This is a genomic window from Stenotrophomonas sp. (genome assembly GCF_032103445.1).
In the GTDB taxonomy this organism is placed as follows: domain Bacteria; phylum Pseudomonadota; class Gammaproteobacteria; order Xanthomonadales; family Xanthomonadaceae; genus Stenotrophomonas.
Genome location: NZ_DAMDFR010000003.1, coordinates 115,946 through 136,857 on the forward strand (window position 1 = coordinate 115,946; position 20,912 = coordinate 136,857).

The 20,912-nt window shown below is 66.8% G+C and carries 13 protein-coding genes; 3 read left to right on the forward strand and 10 right to left on the reverse strand.

Annotation, left to right across the window (positions count from 1 at the left end; all coding sequences use genetic code 11):
• Positions 1–23 precede the first annotated feature (23 nt).
• The 7 genes from RT551_RS02185 to RT551_RS02215 form a co-directional block, all read right to left on the reverse strand.
• Positions 24–2,477, reverse strand: a complete 2,454-nt coding sequence (locus RT551_RS02185) for a M13 family metallopeptidase (RefSeq protein WP_313455405.1) — start codon at positions 2,475–2,477, stop codon at positions 24–26.
• 12 nt (positions 2,478–2,489) lie between these two features.
• Positions 2,490–4,412: a M28 family peptidase gene (locus RT551_RS02190; protein WP_313455407.1), complete on the reverse strand. Its 1,923-nt coding sequence runs from the start codon at positions 4,410–4,412 to the stop codon at positions 2,490–2,492.
• A 54-nt stretch (positions 4,413–4,466) separates the two neighbouring features.
• Complete coding sequence (locus RT551_RS02195; protein WP_313455408.1) at positions 4,467–5,993, reverse strand: M28 family peptidase; 1,527 nt, start codon at positions 5,991–5,993, stop codon at positions 4,467–4,469.
• A gap of 97 nt (positions 5,994–6,090) precedes the next feature.
• Positions 6,091–7,788, reverse strand: a complete 1,698-nt coding sequence (gene ybaL, locus RT551_RS02200) for a YbaL family putative K(+) efflux transporter (RefSeq protein WP_313455410.1) — start codon at positions 7,786–7,788, stop codon at positions 6,091–6,093.
• Positions 7,789–8,101: 313 nt separating this feature from the next.
• Positions 8,102–8,506: an XVIPCD domain-containing protein gene (locus RT551_RS02205; RefSeq protein ID WP_313455412.1), complete on the reverse strand. Its 405-nt coding sequence runs from the start codon at positions 8,504–8,506 to the stop codon at positions 8,102–8,104.
• Positions 8,507–8,649: 143 nt separating this feature from the next.
• Positions 8,650–8,883: a hypothetical protein gene (locus tag RT551_RS02210; protein ID WP_313455414.1), complete on the reverse strand. Its 234-nt coding sequence runs from the start codon at positions 8,881–8,883 to the stop codon at positions 8,650–8,652.
• A gap of 1,147 nt (positions 8,884–10,030) precedes the next feature.
• Entirely contained in the window at positions 10,031–12,418 is a 2,388-nt protein-coding gene (locus tag RT551_RS02215; RefSeq protein ID WP_313455415.1) for a TonB-dependent receptor, read from the reverse strand.
• A gap of 178 nt (positions 12,419–12,596) precedes the next feature.
• Here RT551_RS02215 and RT551_RS02220 point away from each other — a divergent pair, with 178 nt between their 5' ends.
• Positions 12,597–14,450, forward strand: a complete 1,854-nt coding sequence (locus RT551_RS02220) for an ABC-F family ATP-binding cassette domain-containing protein (protein ID WP_313455417.1) — start codon at positions 12,597–12,599, stop codon at positions 14,448–14,450.
• 119 nt (positions 14,451–14,569) lie between these two features.
• Here the strand turns inward: RT551_RS02220 and RT551_RS02225 are convergent, their stop codons facing one another.
• On the reverse strand, positions 14,570–15,427 hold the full coding sequence (locus RT551_RS02225) for a LysR family transcriptional regulator (protein ID WP_313455419.1): 858 nt from the start codon (positions 15,425–15,427) through the stop codon (positions 14,570–14,572).
• A 180-nt stretch (positions 15,428–15,607) separates the two neighbouring features.
• On the opposite strand from RT551_RS02225, the gene blaL2 reads away from it, so the two are divergent.
• Positions 15,608–16,504: a L2 family extended-spectrum class A beta-lactamase gene (gene blaL2, locus RT551_RS02230; RefSeq protein ID WP_313455421.1), complete on the forward strand. Its 897-nt coding sequence runs from the start codon at positions 15,608–15,610 to the stop codon at positions 16,502–16,504.
• A gap of 77 nt (positions 16,505–16,581) precedes the next feature.
• Here the strand turns inward: blaL2 and ggpS are convergent, their stop codons facing one another.
• Both ggpS and RT551_RS02240 read right to left on the reverse strand, forming a co-directional pair.
• Positions 16,582–18,825, reverse strand: coding sequence for a glucosylglycerol-phosphate synthase (gene ggpS / locus RT551_RS02235; RefSeq protein ID WP_313455469.1), 2,244 nt, complete (start codon positions 18,823–18,825; stop codon positions 16,582–16,584).
• 62 nt (positions 18,826–18,887) lie between these two features.
• The gene (locus RT551_RS02240) at positions 18,888–20,153 is read right to left on the reverse strand and encodes an MFS transporter (RefSeq protein WP_313455423.1); all 1,266 of its coding nucleotides are present in this window, start codon (positions 20,151–20,153) and stop codon (positions 18,888–18,890) included.
• A gap of 137 nt (positions 20,154–20,290) precedes the next feature.
• Between RT551_RS02240 and RT551_RS02245 the strand changes: the two genes are divergently transcribed.
• The gene (locus RT551_RS02245; RefSeq protein ID WP_313455424.1) at positions 20,291–20,911 is read left to right on the forward strand and encodes a hypothetical protein; all 621 of its coding nucleotides are present in this window, start codon (positions 20,291–20,293) and stop codon (positions 20,909–20,911) included.
• Position 20,912: the final 1 nt, after the last annotated feature.

Below are 20,912 nucleotides of genomic sequence, written 5' to 3' on the forward strand. Positions count from 1 at the left end.
CGTGCCGAGTATGCCTGCGCGGCCTACAGGTAGGCTACTTGCTGTTCGCCAGAACGCGCCATCGCGCTCCCGGGCGTGCAGTTGAACGCCTCCGCATACGCTGGCAGGTTGGACGCCGCGACATCGGTGCGCGGCGCACCGAAGCTGTGGGGGTTGGCGGCCAGTTCCAGGCGCAGCCGCTGTGGCGTCTGCAACCGGCGGTTGGTATGCGCCCAGCTGATGAAGAAGCGCTGCTCGCGGCTGAGTCCGTCGATCATCGGGTCGGTGGTGGCCCCGCACTGCTCACGCAGCGCCTCCAGCGCCAGCATCAGCCCGCCCAGATCAGCCATGTTCTCGTTCGCGGTCAGCGTGCCGTTGACCGGCAACCCATCAATGCGCTGCTCGTCGTACTGCGCGGCGAAGCGGCGCGATAGGTCCCGATAGCGCGCACGGTCGTCCTCGCTCCACCAGTGCTGCAGCTGCCCGTTGAGCGCGAACTGGCTGGTTTCGACAGAAAAGGCATGGCTCATTTCATGGCCGATGATCACCCCGATGGCCCCGTAGTTGAGGGCGTCATCGGCCTCCGGGTCGAAGATCGGCGGCTGCAGCAGCCCGGCCGGAAAACCCATGTCGTTGTTCATCACATCAAAGTACGCGTTCACCGAATGCGCGCTGATCCGCCAGCGCTGGCCGTCCAGCGGTTGTCCAATCCGCGCCAGGTCCGCGCGCTGCTGGAACGCCCGCAGCAGCCGCAGGTTGCGCAGATAACCGCAGCGCTCGGTACGCAGTTCCGACCAGTCCGGCCACTGGTCAGGATGGCCGATGCGCGGGTTGAGCAGGTCGGCCTTGGCCTGCGCGGTGACCCGGGTTTCCGGATCCAGCCACAGCGCGGTACCCAGCCGCCGCTTCAACACCGTACGCATCTGTTCAACCATCTGATGGATCCGCCCACGCACGTCCGCAGGGAAGTGCGCGCCGACGTAGACCTCGCCCATGGCGTCACCGGCGTAGGCATCGATGCTGCCCAGCACCCGCTGCCAGCGCGGTGCCAGGGTCTGGTTCACGCCCAGCAGGCGCTGCTGGAAGTCGTGCATGGTCTGCACGAAGCGGTCATCCAGATGGGGGCTGGCCGTGTCCAGGCAGTGGAAGCGCAGATAGGCGCGCCAGACCGCCGGGTCGGTATCGGCCAGGGCGGCGCTGACCTCACGGTGGAACCCCGGCGTGGCCAGCGAGAAGCGCACGGCCGGATCCACGCCCAGGGCCGCGAACAATCCACTCCAGCGGAAGTTCGGGGTGAGCGCGTCGGCCTTGGAAGCATTCACCGGGTTGTAGGTTTCGGCAAGATTGTCGCGCAGCTCGGCCCGGGACGTGGATGCGGCTGCCAGGCGCTGTTCCAGCGCGAACACCGCCAGCGCATCGTTGTGCGCCTGGTCGGCCGGTACGCCCGACAGTTCCAGCAGTGCGGCGATGTAGGTGCGGTAGTCACGGTGCAGCGTTGGCTGGCGCGAGGACAGGTAGTGCGCGGCGGACGGCAGTCCCAGCCCGCCCTGGTATGCATAGGCGATCTGGGTGCTGCGGTTGCCCATGTCGGGTTCGACAACCAGGCCGAACACCGGGTTGCGACCTTTGAGGGTGAGCTGCTGAAGGTGCTTCTCGATGTCCTGCGGCGAGTTCAATGCATCGATGGCGGCCAGCTCGCCGCGCAGCGGACGCAGGCGGTCACTGTTGATGTGGCTTTCGTCCATGCCGCTGGTCCACAGGTCGGCCACCACCCGTTGCGCAGGCGTGGGCGCGGGCAGGGTGGCCAGCTGCTCGGCCAGCGCACGCTGCTGGCTGCGCCCGCGCTGTTCCAGCACGTTGGAGATGTGCCAGCGGCTCTGGTTGTCCGCCAGCACGGTGCTGTTCGCCCAGCGAGCGTTGACGTGGTCGTACAGCGACACGCAGGGATCACGCGCGGGATCCAGTTGAGAGGGCCGGAAGCCCAGCATGGCGGGCGCGTCCAGCGATGCAGTCTGATTGCGCTGGTGCTGCGCCGCCTGGGATCCTTGCGCTGCTGCCGAGAGCGCCGCAACGCAGGGGCCGGGTAAGGGTGTATCGGAGGGCACGCCCCCGGCATGCTGATCACGCGCCTGCCAGCCGATCCACGCGCCTGCCGTCAGGCTGCCGACGGCGACCAGACTCGCTCCAACCAGCAGTTGCGGGCAGTTTGCCGGGCGTGCCAGACAGCCTGCCGCTGCTGTGCTGGCGGCCTGAAGCGGCGGGTCGAGGTTGACCGCGGTGTAGCCGTTGCCCGGCATGCTGGCCCGCGCTCCGGGAAGCACCGTGCCCAGCAGCAGGCCGACGGTGATGGCCTGGCCGACATTGCGTATGTGCAGCTCCGGGGGACGCCCTGCGAATCGATGTGCCCCGCCATGCCGCGGGAGCGGCTGGCGAGCGCCCAACGCGCGTTCGAAATGCCCTTGTGACCGACGATGCTGGCTGATGATGTCGCTGCGCATGGTGTAGTCCGGTCAGGCCGCCGGCTGGCGCAGCCAGACCTGTGCGGCTGCATGCACGGTATCCACCACGCGCATTGCGGTGCGCGCATCGACCTGGTCCGGCTGGTCTTCAGCGCTGTTGGGAACGCGCATCGCACGGGGGAGTCCTACCGCGCCGAAGTCGTCGCGTGCAGTGCGCCAGGCATCCAGCTGACGGCGGAAGGTCTGTTGCTCCTGGGGATCAAGCTGACGCGCGTTGTACTCCGGGTAGCGCGCCCAGTCCACGGCCGCTTCGGCAGCCAGCATGTGCTCGCGTGCCTCGAAGAAGCGTACGTCGTGTTCCATTTCGCGATCCGTGCTTTGCGTGACGCCCAGCGCGGCCACACCTTCGCGTTGCAGCGCGACCTGGTCTGACGGCAGCCGCCAGTTCGCGGTGTCGGGCAAGCGCAGGCCGTAGCGCGGCGCAGCCAGGCGCATCTGCTCGGCGAAACGGGCTTCCAATGCGCCCACCGCGCGTGCGTTTCGCTGTTCGGGAAACTCGGCCGCCTCACTGACCAGCGCATGGCGATCGGTTCCGCTGAGCGCGAGTGCGTTGCCCCAGCCCAGGCGATCCAGATTCACTGCCAGATCCGGACACGTGCCGTCCACCAGGCACTGCTGCACGAACGCCTTGGCTCCGATCATGCCGCGCTGCTGCAGGTCGGTGATCAACACCTGCACCCGGGCACCGGCCGGTAGGCCGTCGTTGCGGAATCGACGCAGCAGCGCGAGCACCCCGGCCACGCCCGAGGCGTTTTCCCAGGCACCGCTGGACCGTGACGCAATGCCGGCGACGTCGCCGTGCGCCATCAGCATCAAGGTGCGTTCGGCCGGGCCGGGGCCGTCCATCTGCAGCCACAGGTTGCGGCCGTTGTGAAGGCCGGGCTCGCCCAGGTCGGTGGTGGCGTTGATCAGGAAGGCCTGTTCCTGCAGCTGAAAGCCGTCCTGCTGGAACCGGTCGCGGATTGCGTCCATGCGCGCCTGGTTGATGTGGCGCTCATAGGCGGGATCGAAACGGCGACCAAGACGATTCACCGCAGCGTGGTGTTTGGCGTCCAGGGTGGCCTGGCTGATCTGCTCCACATCCAGTTGCAGCTGAAGTTGCTCGGCGTGGTCCAGTGCCCCCAGCAGTTCGGCCGCCTGCACCATCCAGTCCATGGCCGGCATCTGCGCCTGCGCACCCGGCGGCCAGCTGCTGGCGTCGGGTTCAACCGGCAATACCGGCAGCTGCGATTCCGACATCAGGCACTGCAGGGCGCGCTGCTGGACGGCGGGCAGGCGCGCCAGCACATCGTGGATGCGTGGCGTGGCGCAGGTCTCGGCACCGCTGCAGTCGCGCACGATCTCCAGCACGTCGGTCTGCGCCTGCGGCGGCAGCAGCGCCAGCACGTCGTCGGCGCGCAGGGCTTGCGGCGACATCGGCGCTTCGTTGGCTGGCGCAGGTGTGGTGTCCATGGCGGTGAGGCGGCCCAGCCCGAACCCGGCGATGGCGCTGCCTGCCATGCTGAGGCCGATTCCAACGCCTGTGCTCAGCAGGGCGCTGCCGCACTGCCGTGGCTGCACTACGCACACTCCCAGTGCTCCGTTACCCAGGGCGTGCAACGAACTGGACAATGGCGAAGGTGCAGGCACCTGCGGCTCCATCAGCATCTGATAGTCCGGTGCGCCGGGCAGCGCCTGCACGCCGCCAGGCATGCCCTGTGCTGGCGCAGGGAGCGCAGGCCGCGCCAGCCGCAAGGCGGGCCCGATGACCTGCAGGCAAGCGAACAGCTGCAGCGCATTGCGCACCTGCAGCGGTGTCGGGCGCGGGCCGAAGCGACCCAATGCGTTGTGATGCTGGCCGGGCTGTACGCCACCGGTCCTGCGCTCGAAGGTGCCTTGGCTGCGGCGTGCTGCATCAACATGGGAAATGCGCATGGTGACCTCATCAGGTTGGAAGAGAAGCGAACGTGCATACGTTGCCGACAGGGCTCACGCAGGGACATCGGAATCTGCGTAAAAATGCGCGTGCCTTGAGGGAAGCGCCAGCCACGCGTCCACCGTGCGACGCACCACATCGAGTGTGGCCAGCGCCTGGCGGATATCCACGTGCTCAGGTTGATCGGCAGCGGTGTGGATGCGCCGCTGCCGCTGCGACTGCGGTAGCGCCTGGTATTCCAGCGCGGCGGTGTCGGACGCCTGGATATCACGCGCCATGGCAATCGATTCGGTCTGGTTCAAGGTGCCCGCCAGGTAAGCGTCGTATCGGCTTGGGGTGACGCGCGCTTCGGCCTGCAGGTAGCGGGCACGCGCCACCTGCAGTGCGCGCTCGGGCGCGCCGTCGGCCTCGTGCATCCCGCTCACGCCCAGTGCGGCCAGACCGGCGCGCTGGAAGGCCACGTGGTCGGACTGCAGCGTCCAGCCGGGTGTGGCGTGCACCTGCATGCCAACGTCGGCGGCCGCCTCGCGCAGCAGTCGCTCCAGCTGTGCCTCGGCAGGTGTCACCGTCGCAGTGCCGTTGGCGAAAGGCGAATCGCCATCACCAAACCCCGCATGGTCGGCCGATCCGGACACGCTGATGCCATTGCCGTAGCCCAGAATGTTCAGATTCAGCGCCACATCCGGGCAAGCCGCAGCGGACTGGCAATCACGCACATAGGCTTTAGCGCCCTTCAAACCGGCCTCTTCCTTGTCGGTCACCAGCAGTTGTACGCGGGTGCCGTCTGGCAGCCCGGTGTGGTCGAGGTGCCGCGCCAGGGCCAGCAGCAGGCCGACCCCGACGCCATTGTCGAGACTGCCGGTGGAGCCGATCTCGGCACCCGCCACGTCGCCATGGGCGAGCACCATCAAGGTGCGTTGCACCGGCCCACGACCGCACAGCGTGACCAGCAGGTTCTGCCCGCTGGTACGGTACGGGTGGCTGAACAACGTGTGCGTGGTGAGGTTGAACGGTTGCCTTTCAACCGCAAACCCGTCGTTCTCAAATTGTCCGGCGATGGTGTCCAGCCGCGCACGGTTGGTCGCTTCACGCCTGGCGACGATGCTGCCCGGGCGTGCCTGGGCGGTGCGGGTGGCGTCGGCAATCGCGGCGATGTCCAGTTCCAGTGCGGCCTGTTCGGCGCTGATCTGCGTGCCCAGCAGTTCTGCCAACCCGCCAATCCAGTCCATGCCCATCGGAATGGCCAGTGCGTGGGCACCCGGGGGCCAGTGAGCGGCAGACGGAACGTGCTGGACTGCCCGGTTGCCTACGTTGTGCAGCGAGGATTGCGATCGTCCGGCGGCGCGCGGCTGCGCGCCGGCGTCAGTCGCGGGGTTGCCGGGCATGCGCAGTTGGGACAACGCCGCGCTGAGCAGCAGACCGGCCACAACGCAGTCATAGCGGTTGCGGACATGCAGCGGACCACGTCCGGTCAGCCCCTGGAATGGGCGCTGCGCGGGTGCAGTCGCCCGTTGACGCTGCGCCATCTGGGTGTGGAAGCGGCCTTGAACGCGGGCGGCGTTGGTGATGTCCTGGGGCATGAAGCGGCATCCTTCTGGAAAGAGAAAGTGCAGCCTGTGCGCCCGCGACGACGTTGCCTATCGGAGTCATTGCGGAAATGCCGCAGCGCTTGCCCGGTTACACCACCGGCAGGTGTTTCCCCAGCGTGCGGTAAGGCGGGGTGGCCATCACCATTTCCGCCAGCGAGTAAGCCAGTTCGCGTTCGGCCATCACCGTGCCATCGGCACCGTGCTCCAGCAGGTGCTTCACTTCGGCGTCGCTGTGGGCGCGCGCCAGCAGGGTCAGGCCCGGGTTGAGTGCACGCAGCTTGGCCAGGGTTTCGCCGGCTTCCAATGGTTGCGGAATCGCCAGTACGGCGATCTTGGCGCGTTCCGGATGCGCCTCGGCCAACACCTTGTCGGAAGCAGCACTGCCGCGGATGCCGGGCAGGCCGGCGGCGTGGGCCTCGGCGACGTGTTCCTTGTTGTCGTCAATGACCAGCACCGGCACGCCACGTTCGCGCAGCACCTGCGCCAGCGCGCTGCCGACCCGGCCATAGCCGATCACGATGGCGTGGTCGTGCAGGTCCAGCGACGGGCCGGGCGGCAGTTCGGTTTCCACCGCCTGGGGCATGCTTTCCTGGTGCTTGGCCAGCCAGCGGTCGAGCAGGCCGAACACCACGGGATTGAGCATGATCGAGATCAGCGCGCCAGCCAGCACCAGGGCCTGCCCGGTGGGCGGCAGGATCTGCAGGCTGACGCCGAGGCCGGCGATGATGAAGGCGAACTCGCCGATCTGCGCCAGGCTGGCGGAGATGGTCAGTGCAGTGCCGTTGGGGTGGCCGAACGCACGCACGATGAAGAAGGCGGCGGCGGACTTGCCGAACATGATGATGGCGGCGGTGGCCAGGACCTGCCAGGGGTGCTCGATCAGGATGGCGGGATTGAACAGCATGCCGACCGAGACGAAGAACAGCACGGCGAAGGCGTCGCGCAGCGGCAGCGAGTCGTTGGCGGCCTTGTGGCTGAGTTCGGATTCATTGAGCAGCATGCCGGCGAAGAATGCGCCCAGCGCGAACGAGACGCCGAACAGCATGGCCGAGCCGAACGCCACGCCCAGTGCGATGGCCAGCACGGACAGGGTGAACAGCTCACGCGAGCCGGTGCCGGCAATACGCTCGAGTATCCAGGGGATCACGCGGCGGCCGACCACCAGCATCACGGCGACGAACAGGCCGAGCTGCACGAAGGTCCAGCCGATGCTGGCCAGCACGCTGCCGAGGGTGTGGGTCTGGTTGGAGGCATCGGGGCCGAACACGCCGGCCAGCACGGGCATCATCACCAGGGCGAGGACACAGGCCAGGTCTTCGACGATCAGCCAGCCGACGGCGATCTTGCCGCGCTGGGTTTCCAGCAGGCGGCGTTCTTCCATGGCGCGCAGCAGCACGACGGTACTGGCGGTGGCGAGCGAGAAGCCGAACACGACGCCGTGCAGGGTTTCCCAGCCCATCAACCAGGCCAGGCCCCAGCCGAGCAGGGTGGCGACCAGAATCTGGCCGATGGCCCCGGGAATGGCGATGGCTTTCACGGCCATCAGGTCTTTCAACGAGAAATGCAGGCCGACCCCGAACATCAGCAGCATCACGCCCAGCTCGGCCAGCTGGTTGGCCAGCGCCTGGTCGGCGACGAAGCCGGGGGTGAACGGCCCTACACAGATGCCCGCAACCAGATAACCGACCAGCGGAGACAAACGCAGCTTGTTGGCCAGCGCGCCAAAGATGAAGGCGAGCCCCAGGCCAACGGCAACGATGTTGATCAGGTCGGCATCATGGTGCATCGGGACTCGCAAAAATGGGGGATACCCCGATTTTCACCGATGCGGCCCCATCCGGCAAATTCGGAGCGCTTGCATTGACGTAGAGCCGGGCTTGCCCGGCTGCTGTTGGCTCCTGGCGAACAACCCTCGACTGCCGATCTACGTGCTTGGGGCCGACGGGTGGGGGGTACGGGACACGCCGTTAACCCATCCATGGGGGCTCGTCAAAAACATCCATGTTTTTGACGGTCCCGTACCCCCCACCCGCCGGCCCCCCGATACATGGTCGGTGGCCGCAGAAGATCAAAAGCGGCACTTGCTTCGCACCCATCTCTCACACCCGCCGCCGAACTACTTCGATCCCCATCTCGCGCGCCTCCTGCTCCGCCGCCAACGTCGCATCCAGGTCCTGCAGCTTCTGCAGCGAGTCTTCTACCGGCTCACGCAAGGCACCCGGTACGCTCATGTACGCCCGGCGGTGCGACGCCTCCCCCAGCATCCCCTGCACGATGAACACGTTCTGCGATTCCGGTGTCGCATCGGTGGGTCGACCCAGCAGAACGTGGTCGATCTGGCTGAAGCCGGTGGCGCGCGCCAGATTCGCCAGACTGGCCGCCATCCGCTCGCTCGCCGCATCCGGTTGCCGACCCAGACTGGCGTCCAGCCGATGGACGCCATCAATGGCCTGCTGGTGCAGCCGCTGGGAGATATCACTCAGCGACCGTGCATGGAACGTCATGGGGCAACTCCGTGATGCATGCGCGGATCATGGCGGGATGCGGGTCCGGCGAGGTCAGGCGCGACATGGGATGACGTTTGCTGTTCGTCAGCGATGGACCGCCGGTAATGGCGGCTTCCAGTGGCGGTTGCGCGGGGTGTGGGTCATGGGGACGCGCATGGCGCGTCGCTACGCAGTTCGTTGGCTACGTCGTCGGCCGCCTTTTTGATGGCTTTGCTCACTGCCAGCGATTCGGTTGCGTGGGGAATCCTGACCACGCGTCGCATGAACATGCGGATGGCTTCGGAAGGCGAGTACTGCCCCTGTGTCACCACCGACTTGAAGTGGCGGCGCAGGTCGTCTTCCACTTTCGCGCGGACCCATTTCGGATTCTGCATGGTAAACCTCCAGAACGCGTTGACCCCTGCCAGGACGGCGAGGGGTCGGGAGGTTAGAAACCGCGGACGGAAAAAAACAAAAACCTAGACGGCGGGCGTATTTCCTCCTTGCGGAGGTGTTGTATTAGCCACCCTCCCGACGCGGGAGACGAGCAGTTCCAGCGCAGGACAGAATGTTTTTTTCCGGACCGGAGTTTCTACGCTCCCGGGGCCACTCTGCTGAAATGCCGTGATGGAAAAAACAGGCAATTGCGAAAGAATCGTGGCGTTTTTTTTGGCGCGTCAGCAAATGGTGTGACGTGATTGGCGCATGTGGGAGGCGAGAGGTTTGGCGCGCGGGATGTGGGCGTCGGGGCGCGGTGTCGGAATCGACCGGAGGTCGATGTTGCGAAGTGTGACGTGCTTGGAGGTTTAAGCCGGGAGGCGTGTTGGGATGCGGGTCGTGTGCGTCATTGGGGCGCGTTTCGATCCGGGGTTCATGCGTTAAAGAACGTGGGTTGTTTCACGGCGATCGTCTTTCGACCGATCCCACCAAAGCAGGTCAGTGCATGGACAGGACCAGTGCACCGACAGGACCAGTGCACCGACAGGCTCAGTGCACCGGCAGGACCAGTGCACCGACAGGGTCAGTGCACCGACAGGACCAGTGCACCGACAGGACCAGTGCACCGACAGGGTCAGTGCACCGGCAGGACCAGTGCACCGACAGGGTCAGTGCACCGACAGGACCAGTGCACCGACAGGACCAGTGCATTGACAGGATCAGTGCACCGAAAAGGTCGGTGCATTGACAGGGCCATTGCACCTACAGGCGATGCATTGATTTTGATTTTCGGTGGCCACCGATCATGTGTCGTGGCGGGTCGGGGTGGGTTGGAGGGGGCGTGAGCCGCATGGATGCGGCGACCGAGCTTACATGGACGTACTTGCAGCGTCCCCCGGAACGCCCATCCCGACCCGCCAAGCCAGAACAGCCGTCAACCGAGGGTTGTTCGCACGAATCCAGCAGCAGCCACGCAGGGCGTGGCTCTACGGATCGCATGCAATCAGGCAGGCGGGGTGCATGCAATCAGGCAGGCGAGCGGGGTGCACGCAATCAGGCGAGCCGATTGCGTGCGATCAAGCTATGCCGACGTGCGTCGAGGCATCACCACTTGTAGGTGATGCGCCCGTATACGTAGGCACCGTTGAAGCCGTACGGGGAGTAGTTGCTGTACGGCAGCATGCCCCAGGTGGAGTTCTGCAGGTCCACCGTGCGGTCCGGGTACTCGTCCAGGATGTTGTCCGCACCCAGCGTCAACGCCCAGTTCGCGCTCGGCTTGTAGCTCACCGACGCATCCAGCACCCACGAGTCGCCGTAGGTCTGGTCGCGCGTCGGCGTGGCCGAGTTGCGCACCGTGAACTCGCCGTAGCGCGTTGCCGCCAGGCTCAGGTCCCAGTGGTCCGAACGCCACGTGCCGCTCAGAATCGTCTTGTCGCGCGGGTAGCTGTCCTCGATGCGACCCACCTCGTCACGCCCGATCAGCGACTGCGTCAGCCCCAGCGTGCCGAACACCGCCGGCGAGGCGATGTACTTCTTCACCTCAGTCTCGTTGTAGCTGTACGCCGCCGTCAGTTCCAGCGAGCTTGCGCTGAACGGCACCGTGTAGCTCGCCACCGCATCCACACCGCGCGTGCGCGTGTCCACCCCGTTGGTGAAGTACGAGAACGCCGTCACCCCCGGCAGCCCCAGACCCGCCAGCAGACTGTTGGTCGCTGCATTGGTGGTGATGTTGGTCGACAGGATGATGCGGTCGTCGATGTCGATCTGGTACGCATCCACCGTCAGGTACAGCCGGTCCACCGGCTGCACCACCAGACCCAGGCTGTACGAGGTCGAGCTTTCCGCCTTCAGCGGGCTTGCCCCCAGCGCCTGCGCCGCCGCGCTGGTGGTCGGGAACGTGCCGCGTTCCACGAACGCCCCGTTCACGATCGTGCTGGTCACCGCCTGGTAGCTCTGCTGCGCCAGCGACGGAGCACGGAAACCGCTCGATGCCGTCGCACGCAGTGCCACCTTGTCGGTGAACGCATAGCGCGCCGACAACTTGCCCGAGAACTTGTCGCCAAAGTCCGAATAGTCTTCATAGCGACCGGTGGCACCGGCCGAGAACTTGTCGGTGAAGTCCGCTTCCAGCCCCGCGTACACCGCGTAGTTGTGGCGATCCGCATCCACCGCGTTGAGCGGCGTGAAACCGCCGAAGCCCTGTGCACCCGAGCCCGTGTACGAGTTCGGTTCGCCCGCGCCCTGTTCCCAGGTCTCGCGACGGTACTCACCGCCGAACGACAACGTCACCGGGTAAGCCAGACCCCAGTCCAGGCTCTTGGTGATGTCCACGTTGCCGATGTCCTGCGCGTACTTCAGCTCACCTGCATAGAACGAACGCGGGCTGTTCACGCCCAGCGCATAGTTGATCGTGTTGCGGGTGTGGAAGTCGATGGTGTTCTCACCATGGTTGTAGCTCACATCCCAGGTCCAGCCGCTTTCGGTGCTGCCCTTCAGCCCGGCCACCACCGAACGGTCCTTGGAGTACTGGTTGATCTGAGGCACGAAGCCGTCCGGGTAGGTCTGCGCCAGCAGCGCGCCTTGCCCGCTGTTGTTGCGCGAACGGTAGAACGCGAACGAGGTGATGTCGCGGTTGCTCGCCAGCACGGTGGCGTAGGCCGACAGGTTGTCGCTGAACTGGAAGCTGGCATTGGCCGACGCCGCCGTGGCGTCCACCTGCGGGTCGCCGACCACGAAGGTGGTCTGGCCGATGTCCGGGAAGTTGCCCGTGTTCGGCGTGGTGCCCTGGTAAGGCCCGGCGCGGTTGCTTTCGTCCTGCTGCAGGATCTGCCCGGCCACATGCAGCTTGCCGCGGCCGTCGGCAAAGCCTACGCCAGCGTCGCCGGACAGCTGGTAGCGGTTGCCGTCGCCGGCCGAATACTGGCCGGCGTCCAGCGCCAGGCTGCCGCCGCTGTCCGAACCCTTCAGCACGATGTTGATCACCCCGGCGATGGCGTCCGAGCCGTACTGGGCCGACGCACCGTCACGCAGCACTTCCACCCGCTCGATGGCGGAAATCGGAATCGCATTGATGTCCACCGCCGACGAGCCACGGCCGATGCTGCCGTTGACGTTGATCTGCGCCGAGGTGTGTCGGCGCTTGCCGTTCACCAGCACCAGCACCTGGTCCGGGGACAGCCCGCGCAGCTGCGCCGGGCGGATGCCGCTGGTGCCGTCGGTCAGGGCCGGGCGCGGGAAGTTCAGCGAGGGCAGGGCACGGGCCAGCGCAGTGGCCAGTTCGGTGGTGCCGGTGGCCTGCAGGGCTTCCGGGGTGACGATGTCGATGGGCGACTGCGACTCGGCCACCGTACGGTCGGCGACGCGGGTACCGGTGACGATCACCGTGTCCAAGGTGCTGGGGGAGGCGGCCGGCGCGGTCTGGGCGCTGGCGGAGAGGGCGGAAGCGCCGAGCACGACGGCAACGGCGGCGGCGAGCGTGGTCTTGCGGTTCATTGAATACGGGCCATTAACGTAGCTGAACAGGTTCCCGGTGCGGGCGCGGACGGTTCCGTGGGAGAGAACGACACCGCCGCGCGCAGACCGGGGCGCGTCAAGTATTCGTTAACGCTAGAATTGCGTCGCAGGAAAGGTGCTTACCAGCACATTCCATTCCGTTATATGGACCCCCTTGATGATCTCCCTTCGTAACTTCGCCTTGCGCCGCGGCGAGCGGCTGCTGTTGTCCAACGTCGACCTGACCCTGCATGCGGGCTACCGCGTGGGCGTGGTGGGCCGCAACGGGGCCGGCAAGTCCAGCCTGTTCGCGGCCGTGCAGGGCGAGCTGGAAGCCGACAAGGGCGACGTCGACCTGCCCGGCAAGATCCGCATCGCCAGCGTGGCCCAGGAAACCCCGGCGCTGCCCGACCCGGCGCTGTCGTTCGTGCTGGAAGGCGACACCGAAGTGGCTGCGGTGCTGCGCGAGGAAGCCGAGGCGACCGCACGCGAAGACTGGGAGGCGGTGGCCAACGCGCACCAGAAGATGGCCGAAGTGGGCGCGTACGATGCCGAAGCCCGCGCCGGCAAGCTGCTGCATGGCCTGGGCTTCCCGTCCGACACCCACACCCGCGCCGTCGGCGAGTTCTCCGGTGGCTGGCGGGCGCGCCTGAACCTGGCGCGCGCGCTGATGATGCCCAGCGACCTGCTGCTGCTCGACGAACCGACCAACCACCTGGATCTGGACGCGGTGTTCTGGCTGGAGCAGTGGCTGCTGAAGTACCCGGGCACGCTGCTGCTGATCTCGCATGACCGCGAGTTCCTCGACAACGTGGCCACCCACACCCTGCACCTGCACGGCGGCAGCGCCAAGCTGTACACCGGCGGCTATACCGACTTCGAGCGCCAGCGTGCCGAGCAGCTGCGGCAGCAGCAGATCGCGCATGAGAAGGAACAGGCCGAACGAGCCCACCTGCAGAGCTTCATCGACCGCTTCAAGGCGCTGGCCAGCAAGGCCACCCAGGCACAGAGCCGGATGAAGCGCCTGGCCAAGCTGACCGGCACCGAAGCGGTGCGCATGGAGCGCGAATTCCGCATTGAATTCGCGCCGCCGACCAAGCTGCCGTTCTCGCTGATCCGTCTGAATGACGTGGAAGCGGGGTACGGCAAGGACGCGGTGATCCTGCACAACGTCGGCTTCGGCCTCGAGGCCGGCCAGCGCATCGGTCTGCTGGGCCCGAACGGTGCCGGTAAGACCACCCTGGTCAAGACCCTGGTCGGCGAGCTGGCCCCGGTGGCCGGCGAACGCGCCGCGCACCCGGACCTGCGCATCGGTTACTTCGCCCAGCACACGGTGGAGTCGCTGCACGAAGGGCAGTCGCCGATGGACCACTTCCGCGAGATCTCGCCGGACGGCAACAACCAGTCGTTCCGCGACTTCCTTGGCAAGTGGAACTTCGCCGGTGACCGCGCGTTTGAATCCGTGGACGGCTTCTCCGGCGGCGAGCGCGCGCGACTGGCGCTGGCGATGATTGCCTGGCAGCAGCCCAACGTGCTGCTGCTCGACGAACCGACCAACCATCTGGATCTGGAAATGCGCGAGGCGCTGGCCGAAGCGCTGTCCACGTTCGAGGGCGCGATCGTGATGGTCTCGCATGACCGTCATCTGATCGGCCTGGTCTGCGACACGTTCTGGCGTGTGGCGGATGGCGTGGTGGAGCCGTTCGACGGCGATCTGGACGAATACGCGGCGTGGCTGCGTTCGCGTCCGGCCGCGCAGGGCACCAAGCAGAAGATGGCCGCAGCCGCGCCCGATCCGGTGCCGCCGACCCCGCCGATGCCCGCGCGCAAGGCCGGCAACCCGGTCAAGCTGGCGGCAGCCGAAGCCAAGGTCAATGAGCTGGAGAGCAAGCTGGCCGAGCTGGATCGTCAGCTGGCCGAGCCGGCCAACTACGCCGACGCCACCCGCATGGCGGTGCTCGGCCGCGACCGCGAAGCCACCGCGCAGCAGCTGGAAAAGGCCGAGGCGGCGTGGATGGAACTGATGGCCTGATCCAGATCGTCCGTAGAGCCACGCCCTGCGTGGCTGCGCGGTGCCCAAGGCGCACGTAGAGCCACGCCCTGCGTGGCTGCGCGGTGCTAAACAGGGTCGAAGCCACGCAGGGCGTGGCTCTACGTTACCAACCACTCCCGGAACCGCCGCGCCGCCTCGCTCTCCGCCCGCGACCGCAACCGCGTCAACCAATACCGCCCCAATTCCACGGTCTGCCCGAACGGCTGCACCAGACGCCCCTCGGCCAGATCCTGCTCGAACATCCGCAACGGCAGCAGCGCGACCCCGGCACCACCTGCCGCCGCCGCGGCCAGCGTCAGCGATGAATCAAACACCGGTCCGCGCGCCTCCACCGCCGCTGCGCCGGCGGCCTGCAGCCAACGCGGCCATTCGTCCGCGCGGTAGGAACGCAGCAACGACACCTGCACCAGATCACGCACATCGCGCAGTTCCCGCGCCAACGCGGGCGCGCACACCGGCGCGAACGGTGCATCCAGCACCGGCGTGCACACCTGCCCCTGCCAGTCGCCGTCGCCGAAACGGATGGCCAGATCCAGCCCTTCGCCGGCCAGATCAATCCGGTTGTTGTGGGTCTGCAGCCGCAGTTCGATATCCGGGTGGCGCGCGTTGAAATCGGCCAGCCGCGGCAGCAGCCAGCCGGTGGCGAAGGTGCCGACCACGCCCACGCTCAACACCTCGCGGTAGCGCCCGCCGGCAACGCCGCCAAGTCCGCTGCTGATGCGGTCGAACGCCTCGTTCAGCACCGGGTACAACCGCGCCCCTTCCTCGGTCAGCGCCACGCCACGGGGCAGGCGGTGGAACAGCACCACGCCCAGGCGATCTTCCAGCCCCCGGATCTGATGGCTGAGCGCAGCCTGGCTGACGCACAGTTCCAGCGCCGCGCGGGTGAAGTTCAGGTGGCGGGCCGCGGCTTCGAAGGCGCGCAGGGCGTTGAGCGGAAGCTGAGGGCGGAGCATGGGGAGGCGTGAGTCGGGTTGATGGCAGATGGTAACTTCTGCCGATGATGCATCAATAAATCTAATGGCTCTTCTTCAAAATTCGCGCTGGTTGCCAAGGGACCGATTGGGGATAGTGCGTTGCCAACCAGGTAGTGCCGGCCGCTGGCCGGCAACCCGACCCCGCCAAGGAGACCCCGCATGCTCGCCCGCCGCCAGTTCCTGCAGTTCACCGCCGCCGCATTGGCCTCTACGGTCGCCAGCCAGGCGCTGGCCAAGACGCCGCCGATGCCCGCAGGCGCGAAAGCCCAGGCGGCCGACTTCGCCGCCCTGGAAAAAGCCAGCGGCGGCCGCCTCGGCGTCACCCTGCTCAATACCGCCACCGGCAAGCGGCTGGGCCATCGCCAGGACGAACGCTTCCCGATGTGCAGCACCTTCAAGTTCGTGTTGGCCGCCACCGTGCTGCACCACGCCGACCGCGGCGCGCTGTCGCTGGACCGCCGCCTGCCGGTGCGCGCGCAGGACATGCTGTCGCACGCGCCGGTGACCAAGCGCCACGTGGGCAAGGACCTGACCGTGCGCGACCTGTGCCGCGCCACCATGGTGACCAGTGACAATCCGGCCGCCAACCTGCTGCTGGGCACGGTGGGCGGGCCGGCCGGCGTGACCGCGTTCCTGCGTGCCAACGGTGATGCGGTGACCCGCAACGACCGGCTGGAGCCGGAGATGAACGAGTTCGCGCCCGGCGACCCGCGCGATACCACCAGCCCGGCGGCGATGGCCGCCAGCCTGCAGCGCTTCGTGCTGGGGGAAGTGTTGAAGCCCGCCTCGCGGCTGCAACTGGCCGATTGGCTGATCGACAACGAAACCGGCGATGCGCGGTTGCGCGCCGGTCTGTCGAAGGCGTGGCGGGTGGGTGACAAGACCGGCAGCAATGGCGAAGACACCACCAATGACATCGCGATCCTGTGGCCACTGGCCGGCGGCACGCCGTGGGTGCTGACCACCTACCTGCAGGGCGCGACCGTGGACGACGCCGGCCGCAACGATGTGCTGCGGCAGGCGGCCGTCATCGCCGAACGCTTGATCGGCGCGTAGAGCCACGCCCTGCGTGGCTGCGACCCTGTTTGACACCGCGAAGCCACGCAGGGCGTGGCTCTACGGCTGTCCATCAATCAGGTTGCGTCCGTCCCCCGCACAGCGTCCAAAAACTCACGCCCCCAACGGTCCACATCGTAATACTCCACGCTGCCAAACAACTGGCGCATGCGACCGCCAGCCTCTTCCTCCGGCATCGACAACGCCTGCAGCAGACCCGCTTTCAGATCCGCCGGATCATGCGGATTGGTCAGCACCGCACCCTTCAGCTCAGCCGCCGCACCCGCGAACTCGCTCAGCACCAGCACGCCGTTGCTGCCTTCAATGCCGTGCGTGGCCACGAACTCCTTGGCCACCAGATTCAACCCATCGCGCAGCGGGGTGATCCACATCACCTGCGCCGCCGCGTAGTGCGCAACGACCTCTTCAAACGGCAATGCCTGGGCAAAGAAGCGCACCGGCGTCCAGTCCAGTCGTGAGAAGCGCCCGTTGATGCGCCCGACCGCCTGTTCGATCTGGTTCTGCAGGGTGCGGTACACGGTCATCTCACGCGCGGCCGGCACGCACACCATCAGCAGGGTCACCTTGCCCTGGCGGTCCGGATGCTGCTCCAGCAGACGCTCGAACGCTTCAAGCTTGGCCAGCGTGCCCTTGGTGTAGTCCAGCCGCTCCACCGACAACACCAGCTTGCGTGCGCCGATCTCGCGGCGCAGCTTGAAGATGTCATTGCGCACCGAAGGTTTGGCCAGCACGTTGTGGATGCGGCGCAGGTCCGTACCCACCGGGTGCGCGCCCAGCGCCACCTCACGGTCACCCACGCGCAGGCGCGTGGTCATGGTGTCCAGGCCCACCGCGCAGCCGTAGGTGAGGAAGCGCGGTGCGCAGCTTTCCCAGGCCAGGCGTTCGGCGGGCATCGCGCCGCGGACCACGTCGACGAAGTTCTCCACCTGGCGCGGAATGTGGAAGCCGATGTAATCGCAGCTCAGCAGGCTGCCGATGATCTCGCGCCGCCACGGCACCACGTTGAACACGTCGGCGGACGGGAAGTAGGTGTGGTGGAAGAAGGCGATCTTCAGGTCCGGGCGCAGTTCGCGCAGTGTGGCCGGCACCATCCACAGGTTGTAGTCGTGAATCCACACGGTGGCCCCGTGTGCGGCCTCAGCGGCGGTAGCCTCGGCGAAACGCCGATTCACCTTCAGGAACACCTGCCAGTCGTCTTCGCGAAACCGCGCGCGCTCCCAGAACACATGCAGCATCGGCCAGAACGCTTCCTTGGAAAAACGCTTGTAGAAGATGTCCACTTCCTGGCGGGTCAGCGGCACGCGTGCGGCGGTGAGCGTGGGGTAGCGTTCCGCATCGACGGTGACGTGGGTCTGGAACGGCCCGCGCTTGGGATCGTCGATGCCCCAGGCCACCCAGGAGCCCTTCTGGCCGCCTTCGAAGAAGCTCAGCAGCGATGGGATGATGCCGTTGGGCGAGCGCGGTGGGCGCTGCACCAGGGTGTCGCCCTCCATGACCTCGTCGAACGGCATGCGGTGGTAGACCATCACCAGGTCCGAGCCCTCGGCACGCGCGGTGGCCGGCGGCTTGAGGAAGGCATCGTCGGCGGCCAACAATCCGAAATGTTCGATCGCTTCCAGGATGCCGCCGCAACCCGGCGCAGTGGCGTGGTAAGTGTTGTCCAGCGCCGCAGTGGCCTCGGTCAGCGCCGGCTCGGATTCGCCCACGCACACGCCGCGGAAGCCGGAGGTGTACATCGACAGGTCATTGAGGGTGTCACCGGCCACCAGAATGCGCTCGCGCGGCAGGTCCAGAAGGCGCGCCAGCGCGGCCAGGGTGCGGCCCTTGTCGGTGTCCGGCGGCAGGATGTCCAGGTAACGATCAGCGGAATACAGCACGTCGCAGCCCAGCGCCTGCGCGGCGGCCTGGATCTGGCTGCGTAACGGGGCCAGCGTGGCCGGGTCGCAGAAATACGAACAGCGCCGCTCCTGCGGTACGTCCTGGCGCTGCAGCGCGGTGAACGGGCGCATCGCGGCGGCCACGACCTGTTCGCCGGGCCAGTGCGCGTCGATCATCGACTGCAGGGGCTGCAGCGGTTGCAGGGTGCGGCCATCGACCACGGTTGCGCCAACGTCGCAGACCACGTAATCGGGGCGGGGAATGGCGGGGTCGGAGAGCAGCGGCATCACCGCTTCCAGGCCGCGGCCGGTGATGAAGATCAGCGCGATATCAGGGTGCTGGTCCACCAGCCGGTACAGGCGGTGGCGCGCGGCGGCATCGCCAGCGAGAAAGGTGCCATCCAGATCGGTGGCCAGAATCAGTTGCGGGGCCGAAGCGGCCGGGGTGTTGCGGGTTAATGAGGGATTGGCGGGTGTGGATACAGTCAATGCACTTCCTTATTGGAGTTGAAAGAAGAAGGGGTGTCAGGCGCGGGCTGGGCGTCGGTTTCCGGCATCAGTTCCAGCGCCGCCGGTGTGGTGCGCAGCATCGGGCGGAACAGCACCGGGTGCGTGCGCAGGCGCGAGAAGCTGAGCAGGCGCGCGGTGGCGAACAACGCCAGCAGCATCAGCGCCACCGCGAAATACAGCGGCAGTGCGGCCGGTCCGAACCGCTGCATCGCCACGCCGGCGATGGCCGGGCCCAGCGCGGCACCGACCCCGTGCACAAGCAGCAGGCTGGAGCAGCCCGACAGCAGCTCCTCGCGCGGCAGGTAGTCAAGCATGTGTGCCACCGCGAATGGATACAGCGAAAACGCCAGCCCGCCGTACACGAAGATCAGGCCGAACAGCAGGTGGGTCTGCAACTGGATCATCGGCAGCGACATCACCAGCGCCAGCCCAGCGGCCACCAGGCTCAGTGCGACCAGCCCGGTGCGGCGATCATGGCCGTCGCTGATCCGGCCCAGCGGCCATTGCAGCAATGCACCGCCGGCAATCGCGGTCAGCATGAAGCGGGCCACGCCGTCCTCGTCCAGCCCGACCTGGCCGGCATACACCGGCAGCAGGCCCCAGAATGCACCCATGGCCAGCCCCGAGAGTGCGGCGGCAACGCTGGCCACCGGGGCCATGGCATACAGGCGGCTGAGTTTGAGGCGCGGCACCGACGGTACTTCCGGTTGCCGCAGCCGCGTCGCAGTGACCGGCAGCATGGCTGCACAGACCAGCATCGCAATCAGCATGAACATCGGCGTGGCTGCGGCATTGCCGAGCATCAGCAGGATCTGGCCCAATGCCAGCGCCGACAGGTTCACCACCATGTACAGCGAGAACGCACGGCCGCGTTGTTGCGGGTCGGGCTCGGCGTTGAGCCAGCTTTCGATCACCGTGTACAGGCCCACCAGGGCGATGCCGGTGATGACGCGCAGCACGCCCCATGCCCAGGCATTCACCCACAGCGGGTGCAACAGCACCGCAATGGCGGCGAGGGCGGCGAAGAAGGCGAACGCGCGGATATGGCCAATGCGGCCGATGAGCGAGGGAGCGAAAAAAGTGCCCATGAAGAATCCGGCGAAATAGCCGGACATCACCAGACCCAGCGTGCCGGCACCAAAGCCAGCCTGCGCTCCGCTCACCGCCAGCAGGGTGCCCAGAAGCCCGCTGCCCGTAAGGAGCAACGCTACGCCTGTGAGCAGGGCAGTCAGCCGCAACACGCGTGCGACCTTCGTGGGGAAGGCGAACCGGTCACGACAACGACCATAACACAGCGGGGATGAAGCCCCGGTTGCAGCGCGCTGACATGGGCGACCCTGCATTTGCGCTGCACGGCGCTGCGGGCTAGGGTGATGGCATGAATGTCATCAAACTTCTTCCGTTGACGGGCGCGCTGCTGCTCGCGGCGTGCAACGGCCAGCGTGACAACGTTGCACACGATGTGTCGCAGGCACCGGCCGACGCGTTCATGGCGGCCGTAGCAGCGCATTGCGGTGAGGCCTTTGAAGGCCACATTGCGGTGAATGAGCCGAAGACCGACGCGCCCGATCCGTTCGATGGCAAGCGCCTGGTCATGCATGTGCGCGGTTGTGAGAATTCGGCGCACGAGCTGCGCATTCCGTTCCATGTGGGCGACGACCACTCGCGCACGTGGGTGCTGATCCGCACCGAAAACGGGCTGCGGCTGAAGCACGATCACCGGCATGAAGATGGCAGCCCGGACGCGGTGACGATGTATGGCGGCGACAGCAAGCCACCGGGCACGGCGCAGCGGCAGTCGTTCCCGGTGGATGCCGATTCGGTGGCGATGTTCCGCAAGGACAACATGGCGGTGTCCACCACCAACACCTGGGCAATGGAGATCGAGCCGGACCAGCGGTTCGTCTATGAGCTGACCCGTCCGGATGGCCGCCGCTTCCAGGTGGTGTTCGACCTCAGCAAGCCGGTGGCCTTGCCGCCGGCTCCCTGGGGCGGTTGAC